Origin of the sequence: Thermocrispum municipale DSM 44069 (assembly GCF_000427825.1) — a bacterium.
In the GTDB taxonomy this organism is placed as follows: domain Bacteria; phylum Actinomycetota; class Actinomycetes; order Mycobacteriales; family Pseudonocardiaceae; genus Thermocrispum; species Thermocrispum municipale.
On the sequence record NZ_ATYT01000006.1, the window covers coordinates 287,347 to 300,640 of the forward strand.

Genomic DNA, 13,294 nt, shown 5'->3' on the forward strand with positions numbered 1-13,294 from the left:
CCAGCCAGTTCTAGCACGATACGGAGGCGGCGAACCGGGTGGATTCGGGCGAGGAGTGGTTCACGCACGCTGCAGCGCGAACGTCACGCCAGGCGCCTCGGGCTGCTCGCGCTGAATCCACCTGTCGTCGCTGACCGGTAGCTCGCCTTCCAACGCCGCCAGGGTTGCGCGCTCGGCAAGCGGCAGAACCTCGTCCACCGTCACGTCGCGGCCCAGCTCCTCGCTGAGCGACGTCACCCCTGCGTCCGTGATGCCACACGGGATGATCTTGTCGAACGCGCTCAGGTCCGCGTTGCAGTTGATCTCGAAGCCGTGCATGGTCACCCCGCGCTGGACCCGGATGCCGATCGCGGCGATCTTGCGCTCGGGACGATCGTCGGTCGCGGGCAACCACACGCCGCTGCGCCCCTCCACCCGGCCGGTGGTCACGCCCAGCTCGTCGCACACCGCGATCAGGGCCTCTTCCAGCCTGCGCACGAAGTGCACCACGTCGATCGGGTCGCCCAGCTTGATGATCGGATACCCGACCAGCTGGCCGGGGCCGTGCCAGGTGATCTTGCCGCCGCGGTCGACATCCACCACCGGGGTGCCGTCCGTCGGCCGCTCGTGCTGCTCGGTGCGCTTGCCTGCCGTGTAGACCGACGGGTGCTCCAGCAGCAGCAGAGTGTCCGGGCCGGTGCCGTCCGCGCGGGCGGTGGCCAGCTCGCGCTGCAGCTGCCACGCGTCGAGGTAGTCGATGGTTCCGATGCGACGCACGTCGACCGGGTCCGAGCTGGCCCGGCAGCTTGGGGAATCACTCACGACAGCGAGCCTACCGGGATCTACAAGACCACGGACAGGGCTTGCTCCAGCCGCTCGTGCCGGAACGTGAACCCGGCGTCGACGAGGGCTTTCGGTCGCGCGTTGTGGCTGTTCAAGATCGGTTCGACCGCGTCGGAGCCGAGCACCAGGCGCATCGCGGCTTTCGGGACGAACCACGGCGTCGGCCGCTTGAGCCGGGAGCCCAGCCGGCGGATGAACTCGGCGTTGGTCACCGGGTTCGGAGCCACGAGGTTGGCCGGACCGCGCAGGACGGCCTGCTCCACGGCGAATCGCATCGCCGCGGCGTGGTCCGGCAGGCTGATCCACGGCACGAACTGGTGGCCGTCGCCCAGCTTGGCGCCCAGGCCGAACTGCACCAGCGGCTTGAGGAACCGCAGCATGCCGCCGCGATCGGACAGCACCACACCGGTGCGCAGCCGCACCACGCGCGCGCCCGCGTCCTCGGCCGCCTGGGTCGCTTGCTCCCACTGGGCGGACAGTTCGGCGAGAAACCCGTTGCCGGCACGAACGGATTCGTCCACCACCGCGCTGCCGGTGTCGCCGTAGTAGTCGATCCCGGACGCGTTCACCAGCGTGCCGATGCCGCGCTCGGCGACCGCCTCGGCCAGCACCTCGGTCGGCTCGATGCGGCTGTCCTTCATCTCCTGCTTGCGGGCGTGGCTCCACCGGCCGGGCGTCATCGGTGAGCCACACAGGTTCACCACCGCGTCGACGCCGTCCAGCGCCGCATCGTCGATGGTGCCCGCGGGTGGGTTCCACCGATGCTCGTCCCCGGTCGCCGGGTCACGACGGACCAGCTTGCGCACCTGGTGCCCGTGAGCACGGAGCTCGGCGACCAGCGCGCGCCCCAGCAATCCGCTTGACCCGGCGACCAGGACGAGCATGAGTACCTACAGCCCGAGTTCGGACTCGAAGTTGCCCTCGGTCAACCGCTGCTTGATCGTGGTGAGGAAGCGGCCGGCGTCCGCACCGTCGATCAACCGGTGGTCGTAGGTCAGCGCGAGGTAGGCCATCGACCGGACGGCGATCGTGTCGTTGCCGTCCGCGTCGGTGATCACCACCGGGCGCTTGACCACCGAGCCGACACCGAGGATGCCCGACTGCGGCTGGTTGATGATCGGCGTGTCGAACAGCGCGCCGTTGCTGCCCAGGTTGGTGATGGTGAACGTGCCACCGGACAGCTCGTCGGGCTTGATCTTGTTGGTGCGGGTGCGCTCGGCGATGTCGGCGATCCCGCGGGCCAGCCCGGCCAGGTTGAGCCCACCGGCGTTGTGCAGCACCGGCGAGATCAGGCCACGCTCGGTGTCCACCGCGATGGCCAGGTGCTCCTCGCCGTAGTAGGTGATCTCCCCCGCCTCCTCGTCGAGGTAGGCGTTGATGTTCGGGTGCTGCTTGAGCGCCTCGACGGTGGCCTTGGCGAAGAACGGCAGGAACGTGAGCTTGACGCCCTCACGCTCCTGGAACGACTTCTTCGCCTGCTGCCGCAGCCGGGCGATCTTGGTCACGTCCACCTCGTGGACCTGGGTCAGCTGCGCCGAGGTCTGCAGCGACTCCTTGGTGCGCTTGGCGATGGTCAGCCGGATGCGGTTGGCCTTCTGCGTCGTGCCACGCAGACCGGACTTCTCCGCGGCGGCCGGAGCGGACTGCGGGCGGGCCGCCGGAGCCTGCGCCGCCGGTGCCTGCGCGGCCGCAGCCGGAGCCGCCTGCTCCTGCGCGGGCGCCTGCTTGGCCGACTGGGCCTCCGCGGCTGCCAACACGTCCTGCTTGCGGATCCGGCCACCGACGCCGCTGCCCTTGATGGCGGACAGGTCGACGCCGTGCTCGGCGGCCAGCTTGCGCACCAGCGGCGTGACGTACGGCCGCTTCTTGTCGCCGTCGGTCGACGGCTCGGCGGCCTGCGCCGGGGCCTGCGCGGCAGGCTGCGGGGCCGGCTGCTGTGGCTGAGCGGGAGCCTGCTGTGCGGGAGCCTCCTGCTGAGCGGGAGCGGCCTGCTGCGGAGCCGCCTGTGCCGCACCGCCCTCACTCGGGGTCCCGATGACGGCCAGCTGGCTGCCCACCTCGACGGTCTCGTCCTCGCCGACGGTGATCTCCAGGACGGTGCCCGCCACCGGGGACGGAACCTCGGTGTCGACCTTGTCGGTGGAGATCTCCAGCAACGGCTCGTCCACCTCGACGGTGTCGCCGACCTGCTTCAGCCAGCGGGTCACGGTGCCCTCGGTGACGCTTTCACCCAGCTCGGGCAGCGTGACCGGGGTGCCGGAGCCACCACCGGAGCCGCCGCTGGGCTGAGCCTGCTCCTGCTGGGCGGGCTCGGCCTGAGCCTGGGCGGGTTCCGGTGCGGGCTGCTCGGCCTGCTGTTCCTGCGGGGCAGGCTGTTCCTGCTGCGCCGGTGCTTCCTGGGCGGCTGCGGCATCCTGCTGCTCGCCACCCGCATCGCCGCCGGAGTCACCGGAACCGTCGTCGATCACCGCGAGCTCGGCTCCGACCTCGACGGTCTCGTCCTCCTTGGCGACGATGCGCGCAACGACGCCCGCGACGGGGGAGGGGACTTCGGTGTCGACCTTGTCGGTGGAGATCTCCAGCAACGGCTCGTCGACGGCGACCGAGTCACCTTCCTGTTTGAGCCACCGCGTGACGGTTCCCTCGGTGACGCTCTCGCCGAGTTCCGGCAATCTGACGGAGAAGGCCATCGCTGTTTAGCTCCTCAGGCAGTAGTAATTCGGGGTTCAGGCGTGGACGTGAAGCGGTTTGCCGGCCAGCGCCAGGAAGGCCTCGCCGAGCGCTTCGTTCTGAGTGGGATGGGCATGAATCAACGGGGCGACGTCCTCCGGGAAAGCCTCCCAGTTGTAGATCAGCTGTGCTTCGCCGATCAGCTCACCGACGCGGTCGCCGACCAGGTGTAGGCCGACGACCGGACCGTCCGGTGCCTTGACCAGCTTCACCGCGCCCGACGTCTTGAGAATCTGGCTCTTGCCGTTGCCGCCGAGGTCGTAAGTCAGCGTGGTCACTCCTGCACCGTATCGTTCTTTCGCCGCGTCTTCAGTGAGACCGACCGATGCCACCTCAGGGTGGGAGTACGTCACACGCGGAATGCCCGCCTCGTCGATCGGCTTGGGCTCCAGGCCGGCGATCTGCTCGGCGACGAAAATGCCCTGCGCGAACCCGCGGTGCGCCAGCTGCAGGCCGGGCACGATGTCGCCGACCGCGTACACGCCCGCGATGTTGGTGCGCAGCCGCTCGTCGGTGAGCACGTAGCCGCGCTCCATCGCGACCCCGACTTCCTCGAAGCCGTGGCCGGCGGTGTTCGGCCCGCGGCCGACGGCGACCAGCAGCACGTCGGCTTCCAGCGTCTCGCCGTTCTCCAGCGACACCGCGACGCCGTTGTCGTCCTGCTTGGCGCCGGTGAACTTCACACCCGTCTTGAACCCGATCTTGCGGCGGCGGAACGCGCGCTCCAACTGCTTGGACGCGAACTCGTCCTCCGCGGGCACCAGCCGCGGCAGCGCTTCGACCACGGTGACGTCCGCGCCGAAGGAAGCCCACACGCTGGCGAACTCGACACCGATGACACCACCGCCGAGCACCACGGCCCGCTGCGGAACGGTGTCCAGGGTCAGCGCCTGCTCGCTGGTGATGACGCGCCCGGAGATCTCCAGCCCGGGCAGCGTCTTGGCGTACGAACCGGTCGCCAGCACGACGTTGCGGCCGGTGTAGGTCACGCCCTCCACCTCGACCGTCGTCGGGCTGGTCAGGGTTCCCGCGCCTTCGACGATGGTGACCTTGTGCGCCTTCGCCAGGCCCTGCAGGCCCTTGTAGAGCCGCGAGACCACACCGTCCTTGTACTTGTGCACCCCGGCCATGTCGATGCCCTCGAGCACCGACTTGACGCCGAACTGCTCGCCGGCACGGGCGTTGTCGGCGATCTCCGCGGCATGCAGCAGGGCCTTGGTCGGGATGCACCCGCGGTGCAGGCACGTCCCGCCCAGCTTGTCCTTCTCCACCAAGATCACCGAAAGGCCCAGCTCAGCCGCGCGGAACGCGGCCGCGTAGCCTCCCGAGCCGCCACCCAGGATGACAAGGTCAGCGGACGTTTCGGTCACGGTCACTCCTCATCGTCAGACCTACACCAGTGCAGGGTCACACCATGGCCGCGCTGACGGCCCGGCGTCCGCGGGTCGCGCGTGCGCCGTGGGTTCACCACATCTTGGCATTACGGATGCCACGCTAGCGACCGGAGAACAGCCGTGGGAAACCACACCCACGGTTCCGGCAGAATGTGCTCACACAACGACGGGCGAGGTGGTTGTTTTGGCGTTGTTCAGGTGGCGGAAAGGCAAGCGGAAGCCGGGAACGCTTCGCAAAGCCACGTCCAACGATCTTGCCCATCTCGAGGAGTGGGCATCGTCCCGGCGCGGGGTCGAGGCGTACTTCGAACCGCGCACCAACGTCACCGAGGCGACCGTGGTGCTGGTCGCACACGACGGCGAGTGGACGAGGCGGCGGGTGGACAGCCTCGAGTCGCTGCAGAAATTCGGCGCCAAGCGATCGATCCCGGTTTACGAGGTCAACCGGGTCGGCTATCCGCAACGCATGCGGGACTACACGCGGCGGCTGAAGCTGCAGCGGAAGCGAGACGGTCAGGCGTAGCGCCACCGATGAGTTTCGCGCGGCGCGGCGGTCAGCACCGCAGGACGTCCTGAGCGCTAGGAGGCTGCCATGCGCCGCGTGGTCTATTGGATGGGCACATCCCTCGACGGGTTCATCTCCGACGTCGACGGGGATCACTCGTGGGGTGCGCCCGATGCCGAGCTGTTCGCCTACGTACTCGACGAGCTCCGCCACCTCGACGCGTTCCTGCTCGGCCGCAAACTCTACGAGACGATGGTCTACTGGGAGGACGCCGACCAACAGCCGGACCTGAGCGACGACGAGCGCGAGTGGGCCGTGCGATGGCAGCAGCTACCGAAGGTCGTCTTCTCGACCTCGCTGTCGTCGGTGCGCGGCAACACCAGGCTGGCCACCGGCAGCCTGACGGACGAGATCGAACGGCTGCGCACCGCGCCGGGCACCGGCGACATCGGCATCGGCGGCCCGGAACTCGCCGCTCAGGCAGCCGAACTCGGCCTGATCGACGAGTACCGGACGCGCGTCCACCCCGTGCTGCTCGGGGCCGGCATGCCGTACTTCCCGCAGCATCAACGGCGCGTCGAGCTGCGGTTGGACGAATCGCGCACGTTCCCGTCGGGAGTCGTGTGCTCCCGCTACAGCGTGGTGCGCTGAGCCTCAGCCGTTCTCGGCGATGTCGGCCAGGACGGCGGCGAGCGTGCGCACCGGAACACCGGTGCCGCCCTTGCCGGTGTAGCCCCACACCGCGTCGCTGTAGGCCGGGCCCGCCACGTCGATGTGCACCCACGGCAGGTCGTCCTTGACGAACTCGCGCAGGAAGATTCCGGCGGCCAGCATGCCGCCCCAGCGCTGCCCGGTGACGTTGGCGATGTCGGCCAGCTTCGAGTCCAGATCCGAGCGCAGCTCGTCCGGCAGCGGCATCGGCCAGCCGCCCTCGCCGGTGCGCTGCGCGATGTCGGCAACCCGGTCGCGGAACTCGTCGCTGCCCATGATTCCCGGCGTGCGGTTGCCCAGCGCGACCAGCTGTGCGCCGGTCAGCGTCGAGGTCTCGATCAGGTAGTCCGGGTCGTCCTCGCCGGCGCGCGCGATGGCGTCGGCCAGGATCAGCCTGCCTTCCGCGTCGGTGTTGAGCACCTCGACCGTCTTGCCGCCGTACATCCGCAGCACGTCGCCGGGCCGGTACGCGGTCCCCGACGGCATGTTCTCCGCCAGCGGCAAGTAGGCGATGACCTCGATCGGGTAGTTCAGCTCGGCGGCCAGCACGGCGGTGGCCAGCTGGGCGGCAGCGCCCGCCATGTCCGAGGTCATCTCCTGCATCTTCGCCGCGGGCTTGAGCGAGATGCCGCCGGTGTCGAACGTGATGCCCTTGCCGACCAGCGCCACCTTGGCCTTCGGCTTGCTCGGCTTGTAGTGCAGCCGCACCAGGCGGGGCTGGCGGGACGAACCGCCGCCGACGCCGAGGATGCCGCCGTAGCCCTTGCGCTTGAGCTGCCGCTCGTCCAGCACCTCGACCGACAGTCCGGCCTCCTCGGCCAGCTTCTTGGCCCGCTCGGCGAACGAGGCGGGGTACAGGTCGTTCGGCGCGGTGTTGACCAGGTCGCGGGCGGTCACCACGGCCGTCGCGACCGCGGTGGCGGCCTTCAGCGTGGCCTTGTGCTCCTTGCCGGTGCCGTCGGCGGGGGAGACGAAGTCGACGTTCTTCACCGGCGCCTCGCCCGGATCGGACTTGTACTCGGTGAACTGGTAGGCGCCGAGCGCGATGCCCTCGACGGCGGCCCGCAGATCGATCTGCGACAGCGTCACGAGTGCGCGCTTGGTGCCGGACAACGCCCGGCCTGCGGCCCCGCACGCGCGGCGTACCTGCTCGGCGGTCGGCGCGTCGCCGTTCACCTTGCCGAGACCGGTGGCGTAGACGGCGCTCGCACTCACCCGGCCGAACGTGGGCACGCGCACCACCTCGTCGGCCGCGCCGGTGGCGCCGAGGGCCTTGAGCGCGGACAGCAGCTCGCCGTCGAATGCTTCGTCGACCGCAGCCGCGCCGTCGGCCAGAGCCACGGTGTCGCCTTCGCTGATGGTGCCGATGACGATCACGTCGGCCTTGCCGTCGCGGATCGTCTCGGCGGTGTGGTCGGTCAGGCCGAATTTCGGCACGGTCACGGCTGCTCCCTCTGCCAACTGCCAAATGAACGTGAGCCATGCTAATGGCGCGCCGGGGGCGCGATGGAACAGCCTTTGGTAGGAGGTGTCGGACGGCCGTGCACATCCTGCCTGCGCTGCTGGTAGCGCTCCCTACAGCGGCCGCGTTCGGCGGCTGGGCACTTCTGCCGGGCCTCGTCGTGGCCGGACTGCTGGCGGCGATGTTCGGTGGCTCGGAACCTCGACGCGCGGTGCCGCATCCGCTGTTGCGGGCCGTCGTCCTCACTCTGCTTGCGGCGGTGGCGGCGCGTGCGTTCGGAATGGTCGTTCTCCCGGACCACGACTGGCTCGCGGGCCTGGTGGTGGCGGCACTGGTGAGCATGGCAGCGATCGCCGGCCTGGACATTCCGACCATGAGCCGTCGTGCGGTGTCGGTCGTGCTGCTGCTCGCCGCCGCTGGTTTCGCCGCTGTTTGTGCCGGCGTCGAACCGCCACCGGCCGTCGTGCCACGGCCGGCCGACGAGGCGCCGATCATGGGCTGGATCGTCGCCGCCGGGTTGTTCGCCGCGCCGATGCTGATGCTCGAGCCGGGCAGACGGCTGGTGCGCGTCGGATCAGCCGTCCTCGTCGCCGGAGCCGTGGCGGCGGGTGCGTTGTATCAGCTGGGACCCCAGCGGCTGGGGCTGTCCGATGCGCCGCTGCACGACACGCTGATCGCTGCCGGTGCGGACACTTTGACCACCATGCTGGCCGCGGTCGTCGTGCTCGGCACGCTCCCGGCGGCCCTCATCGCGCAATCCGCGGCGACGCGCGCGGCGGCATCCCTTCCGCGGGCGCGAGCACTGACGGCCGCGTTCTGCCTTCTCGCGCTCCTCGCGGCGAGCACGGTGGAGCCGATCATCGTGCTGGCCGCCGCCTCGACCGTGGCCGTCACCAGCACGGTGCTCGGTTGGGCACAGTCACGACGCGTTGATACCGGACAATCCCGGGGCCAGTACTAGGACGTCCGAGTAACAGGTAAATTCACACCATGACGACCGCAATGCCTTTCACCCGTACCCCGCACCCCAACCCGGCACCTGCGGAGCGGGTGGCCGAGGTATTGGCGAACCCGGGGTTCGGCACGCATTTCACCGACCACATGGTCAGCGTGCACTGGAGCGCGGACCAGGGCTGGCACGACGCCGTCGTCGAGCCGTACGCGCCGTTGACCCTCGACCCGGCCACCTCGGTTCTGCACTACGGGCAGGCGGTGTTCGAGGGGCTGAAGGCGTACCGGCAGCCGGACGGTTCGATCGTCACGTTCCGCCCCGAGGTCAACGCCCGGCGGTTCCAGGTCTCGTGCGCCCGGTTGGCCATCCCGGAGTTGCCTGAGCAGGTCTTCCTGGACTCGCTGCGCGAGCTGATCGCGGTCGACGCCCGGTGGGTGCCGCACGCGGAGGGCGCCTCGCTGTACCTGCGACCGTTCATCATCTCCACCGAGGCGGGCCTGGGCGTCAACCGGCCGGCCAACGCCTACCGGTACACGCTGATCGCTTCGCCCGCAGGCGCGTACTTCTCCGGCGGGGTGAAGCCGATCAAGCTGTGGATCTCGACCGAGTACAGCAGGGCAGCGCCTGGTGGCACCGGGTTCGCCAAGTGCGCCGGTAACTACGCCGCGTCCTTCCAACCGCAGGCCGAGGCCGTCGAGCAGGGCTGCGACCAAGTGGTGTACACCGACGCGGCCACTCATGAGTGGGTGGAAGAGCTGGGCGGTATGAACCTGTTCTTCGTGTTCGGCTCGGGGGAGAACGCGCACCTGGTGACCCCGGAGCTGAACGGCAACCTGCTCGCGGGCGTGACCAGGGACTCGATCCTGACCCTGGCGCAGGACTTCGGTTACACCGTGGAGGAGCGCCGGATCTCGGCCGAGGAGTGGGAGAAGAGCGCAACCTCGGGTGAACTCACCGAGGTGTTCGCGTGCGGCACGGCCGCGGTGATCACCCCGGTCGGATCGGCGAAGTACGCCGGTGGCGAGTTCACCATCGGGGGCGGTGAGCCCGGCGAGGTCACCATGCGACTGCGTGAGGAACTCATGGGGATCCAGGTCGGCACGCGGCCGGACAAGCACGGCTGGCGATACCCGCTGGGCTGAGCAGACGATGGTCGACGGCCGGCCGGGTGCCGGCCGTCGACGCCGTGCGGAGCCTGCTGCGATGCGGGTCCTGGCGACGGTGGTGCCGTGCGATCGTGGCCCGGCCGCGCGTCGGCGTCCGGCGTCGTGCTGGATTGTCGCCGGTGTCTTCGGTGTCGCCGGCCGCGCTGTGGGGCCTAGACGTCGGCCAGGAGCCGAGCCGCCGAGGTGAGTAGCGGCAACGCCAGCAGCCCCGCCGTGGGTGCCTCCCCGCCGAGCTGCAGGTCCAGTAGTGGCTCGAGGTCCAAATGCTCCATGGCGACGCCGTGGGCAGGCTCTGTGCTGCTCGACGCGACAAGCCACCAGTCACGCGCGCCCTGCGCCAGCTCTTCGGCGATCACCGCGGCCGCGAGCACGGTGACCCCGCCGAGCAGAACCGGGGTGCGCCGGACCGCGGCTTGCAGCAGAAACCCGGCGAGCCCGGCCAGATCGGCCCCACCGGCTGCGGCAAGCAGATCCAACGGCTGCGCCATGCGCGGCTTGGCTCGGCGCATCGCGTCCCGGACCGCGGTGGTTTTGCGCATCCACGCCGCGTCGTCGATCCCGGAGCCACGGCCGACCACGGCCACGGGCTCGGTGCCGGTGAGCGTTCCGACCAGCACGGCGGCCGGCGTGGTCGCAGCGACCCCGACGCCGGACGCGACAAGCAGGTCTGCCCCCTCGTCGACTTCGACGTCGGCGACCTGCATACCCCTACGGACGGCCTGCTCGACCTCGTCGGGGGTCAGGGCGTCCTCGGTGTCGATCGGCCTTGCCGCCTGCTCCATCTCGACCACGCGTACACCTGCGCCGGCCGCGTCGGCCAGCTCGGCCACCGCGCCGGACTTGACCGCGGCCACGAGCTCCGACGTGGTGCCGGCTGCCCGGGCCGAAACCCCGCGCTCGGCGATGCCGTGCTCGGCCGCGAACACCACGACCCGCGGGGCACGCACCGGCCGCGGTGGACACCCGCCCTGGCACCCGGCGAGCCACGCGCCGACCGTGGCGAGTTTGCCGAGGCCCAGCGGGCCTGCGGGAGAGGCGACGGTGTTGTCGGCGCCGGCCAGGCGCTGGACTGCGGCGCGGGCGGACCCGTCGGGAGGTTCGATGCGAGGCAGTTCCACCGTCATCGACCGGGTCATAGCGGGATTTCGTCGCCCGGCTTCACCCGTGGCCTGGGGATGCGCAGCTTGCGGAACTGGGTCGCCCGGATGAAGCAGTACCAGCCGAGCGAGCGGCCCTTGATGGTCTCCTTCGGGAACTTCTCCCTGGCCAGCCGGGCGATCCGGCGCCCGTTGTAGAACGCCTCCATCAACATGGCCAGCAGCAGCACCATGCACAGCATCGTGATGATCTGCTGCACCGCCACGTTGCCGATGACGGTGGAGACGAACATCACCAACGCAAGCGGCATGAACAGGCCGAGCAGATTGCGGCGCGAGTCCACGCAGTCGCGGGCGAACGCCTTGACCGGGCCGCGGTCGTGCGGCGCCAGGTACCTCTCGTCGCCCGCCAGCATGCGCTCCCGGCGTTCCCGGCGCAGTGCCTTCAGCTCTTCCTTGCTCACCGGGTTGGACTTGCGCAGCTCACGGCTGCGCTTGATGGCCTCCCGCGTCGTCTTCGGCGGCGGCGGGACCGGTCCGCGACGCTTGTTCTCGGCCTCCCGGCGGGACGGAGTGGGACGACCCTTTTTCGGGGTGTAGCCCCGGCGGATGTGGGATTGCGCACTTTCCTCGCCGGTGTCGGTGGCTTCGGCGTCCTTGGTGTCCGTCGTTGAGCTGCCTCTCCGCAAGAACCTCACGGTGCAAGCCTATGGCACCGTCGGCCGCGCTGGTTCAGCAGGCGTTGGGGATGTGTCACCATGGACGGTGAAGACGTGCCAGGTTGGCGGTCGGATGAGGAACACATCGCGCGGCCGCGGCGTTGCACCGGATGTACGTGCACGACCCAAGGAGAGTCATGACGACTGCTGAGCAGACCGGGACGGAAACCGAGCAGACGCACGGCGTCGTGTTGACCGAAGCGGCGGCGGCCAAGGCGAAGGCTTTGCTGGAGCAGGAAGGCCGCGACGACATGCACCTGCGGCTCGCGGTGCAGCCGGGCGGCTGCGCCGGCCTGCGTTACCAGCTCTTCTTCGACGAGCGTGAGCTGGACGGTGACCTGTTCCGCGAGTTCGACGGCCTGCGGGTGGCGGTGGACCGGATGAGCGCCCCGTACGTGCAGGACGCGGTCATCGACTTCGTGGACACCATCGAGAAGCAGGGCTTCACGATCGACAACCCGAACGCCACGGGCTCGTGTGCCTGCGGCGACAGCTTCAACTGAGCAACCGCTCGAGAACGCTTTCGGGATTTTCGTCGCCGACGCAAGCCGCCGGTTCGGCGGTGGCTTGCGCGCGTGTCGGTGTGCTGTTGAGCTCGCCCGTGCGGGGCATCACGTTCGGCGGGGGTCGCCCTGACGAGCGACAGTGATTGTTGCAGCCGGTATTTTTGCTGCGTTAACGCAGCGACCCCGATGGGCGACACCGAGGAGTGACCAGCGGAATGGCTCAACAGCCCGACCTGTCCGTGATCGCCGGTGCCCGGGTGGCCGTGTGCGGCTCCATCGCCACGGACCATCTGATGCACTTCCCAGGCCGATTCACCGAGCAGCTGGTCGCCGAGCAGCTGCACCGGGTGTCGTTGTCGTTCCTGGCCGACGACCTGGTGGTCCGACGCGGCGGCATCGGCGGCAACATCGCCTACGGCCTCGGTGTGCTCGGCGCCCGGCCGGTACTGGTCGGTGCGGTGGGGGACGACTTCGCGGACTATCGCGCCTGGCTGGAGCGCCACGGCGTGGACACGTCCGGCGTGCACGTCTCGGAGGTCGCGCACACGGCACGGTTCGTCTGCACCACCGATGAGGACAACTGCCAGATCGGCACGTTCTACGCGGGTGCCATGTCCGAGGCCCGCAACATCGAGCTGGCGCCCCTGGAGAACAGCGGCGGCGAGTTCGGCCTGGTCCTGATCGCGCCGGACGACCCGGAGGGCATGCTGCGGCACGCCGAGGAATGCCGTCAGCGCGGTTGGCCGTTCGCCGTCGACCCGTCCCAGCAGCTGGCCAGGATGGACGGGGCGCAAGCGCGCAGGCTCGTCACGGGGGCGCTGATGCTGTTCAGCAACGACTACGAACTGGGCCTGCTGCTACGCAAGACCGGCTGGACCGAGCAGGAGGTGCTCGAGCAGGTGGGTTTGCGGGTCACCACACTCGGTCCGAAGGGCGTGGAGATCGTCGGCGCGGACGGCACCGCGATGCACGTCGGCGCCGCGAAGGAGCTGGCCAAGACCGACCCGACCGGTGTCGGGGACGGATTCCGCGCCGGGTTCCTCGGCGCTTTACGCGCCGGGCTGAGTCTGGAGCGGGCCGCGCAGCTCGGCTCGGTCATCGCCGTACTGGTGTTGGAGACCGTCGGCACCCAGGAGTGGGGGTACGACCGCGCGGAGGTGTTGCGCAGGTTGAGCGAGTCGTATGGCTCGGAAGCCGCTGACGAGATCGCGCCCGCTCTGCCCGAGTAGG

General features: G+C 69.7%; 13 protein-coding genes. 6 read left to right on the forward strand and 7 right to left on the reverse strand.

All coding sequences use genetic code 11. The annotated features are described in order from the left end of the window. Positions 1-60: 60 nt before the first annotated feature. From lipB to lpdA, 4 genes are read right to left on the reverse strand one after another with little or no spacing between them, the layout of a single operon-like run. Positions 61-801 (reverse strand): lipoyl(octanoyl) transferase LipB, encoded by a 741-nt coding sequence (lipB, locus tag YWM_RS0108310; protein WP_028850339.1) that lies wholly within the window; start codon positions 799-801, stop codon positions 61-63. A gap of 20 nt (positions 802-821) precedes the next feature. Then, positions 822-1,706 (reverse strand): TIGR01777 family oxidoreductase, encoded by an 885-nt coding sequence (locus YWM_RS0108315; RefSeq protein WP_028850340.1) that lies wholly within the window; start codon positions 1,704-1,706, stop codon positions 822-824. A 6-nt stretch (positions 1,707-1,712) separates the two neighbouring features. Beyond that, positions 1,713-3,512, reverse strand: a complete 1,800-nt coding sequence (gene sucB, locus YWM_RS0108320; RefSeq protein ID WP_028850341.1) for a 2-oxoglutarate dehydrogenase, E2 component, dihydrolipoamide succinyltransferase — start codon at positions 3,510-3,512, stop codon at positions 1,713-1,715. 36 nt (positions 3,513-3,548) lie between these two features. Beyond that, the gene (gene lpdA / locus YWM_RS0108325) at positions 3,549-4,922 is read right to left on the reverse strand and encodes a dihydrolipoyl dehydrogenase (RefSeq protein WP_028850342.1); all 1,374 of its coding nucleotides are present in this window, start codon (positions 4,920-4,922) and stop codon (positions 3,549-3,551) included. Positions 4,923-5,121: 199 nt separating this feature from the next. Here lpdA and YWM_RS0108330 point away from each other — a divergent pair, with 199 nt between their 5' ends. Together YWM_RS0108330 and YWM_RS0108335 are read left to right on the forward strand one after the other, a co-directional pair. Continuing rightward, a complete protein-coding gene (locus YWM_RS0108330) occupies positions 5,122-5,469 on the forward strand; it encodes a hypothetical protein (RefSeq protein WP_028850343.1) in 348 nt (115 codons plus the stop codon). A gap of 69 nt (positions 5,470-5,538) precedes the next feature. Next, positions 5,539-6,102 (forward strand): dihydrofolate reductase family protein, encoded by a 564-nt coding sequence (locus YWM_RS0108335; RefSeq protein WP_028850344.1) that lies wholly within the window; start codon positions 5,539-5,541, stop codon positions 6,100-6,102. A 3-nt stretch (positions 6,103-6,105) separates the two neighbouring features. Here the strand turns inward: YWM_RS0108335 and YWM_RS0108340 are convergent, their stop codons facing one another. After that, positions 6,106-7,605: a leucyl aminopeptidase gene (locus tag YWM_RS0108340; RefSeq protein ID WP_028850345.1), complete on the reverse strand. Its 1,500-nt coding sequence runs from the start codon at positions 7,603-7,605 to the stop codon at positions 6,106-6,108. Positions 7,606-7,703: 98 nt separating this feature from the next. Between YWM_RS0108340 and YWM_RS22700 the strand changes: the two genes are divergently transcribed. Both YWM_RS22700 and YWM_RS0108350 read left to right on the forward strand, forming a co-directional pair. Continuing rightward, positions 7,704-8,585, forward strand: a complete 882-nt coding sequence (locus YWM_RS22700) for a hypothetical protein (RefSeq protein WP_052344677.1) — start codon at positions 7,704-7,706, stop codon at positions 8,583-8,585. 29 nt (positions 8,586-8,614) lie between these two features. Continuing rightward, positions 8,615-9,718, forward strand: coding sequence for a branched-chain amino acid aminotransferase (locus YWM_RS0108350; protein WP_028850346.1), 1,104 nt, complete (start codon positions 8,615-8,617; stop codon positions 9,716-9,718). 176 nt (positions 9,719-9,894) lie between these two features. Here the strand turns inward: YWM_RS0108350 and YWM_RS22705 are convergent, their stop codons facing one another. Beyond that, positions 9,895-10,866 carry a nicotinate-nucleotide--dimethylbenzimidazole phosphoribosyltransferase gene (locus YWM_RS22705; protein WP_043660223.1) on the reverse strand — a complete coding sequence of 324 codons (972 nt, stop codon included), beginning with the start codon at positions 10,864-10,866 and terminating at the stop codon, positions 9,895-9,897. Between the two features lie 8 nt (positions 10,867-10,874). Further along, positions 10,875-11,537 carry a DUF3043 domain-containing protein gene (locus tag YWM_RS0108360; protein ID WP_028850347.1) on the reverse strand — a complete coding sequence of 221 codons (663 nt, stop codon included), beginning with the start codon at positions 11,535-11,537 and terminating at the stop codon, positions 10,875-10,877. A 158-nt stretch (positions 11,538-11,695) separates the two neighbouring features. On the opposite strand from YWM_RS0108360, the gene YWM_RS0108365 reads away from it, so the two are divergent. Both YWM_RS0108365 and YWM_RS0108370 read left to right on the forward strand, forming a co-directional pair. Beyond that, positions 11,696-12,061, forward strand: coding sequence for a HesB/IscA family protein (locus YWM_RS0108365; RefSeq protein WP_028850348.1), 366 nt, complete (start codon positions 11,696-11,698; stop codon positions 12,059-12,061). A 218-nt stretch (positions 12,062-12,279) separates the two neighbouring features. Further along, entirely contained in the window at positions 12,280-13,293 is a 1,014-nt protein-coding gene (locus tag YWM_RS0108370) for a carbohydrate kinase family protein (RefSeq protein ID WP_245565968.1), read from the forward strand. Position 13,294: the final 1 nt, after the last annotated feature.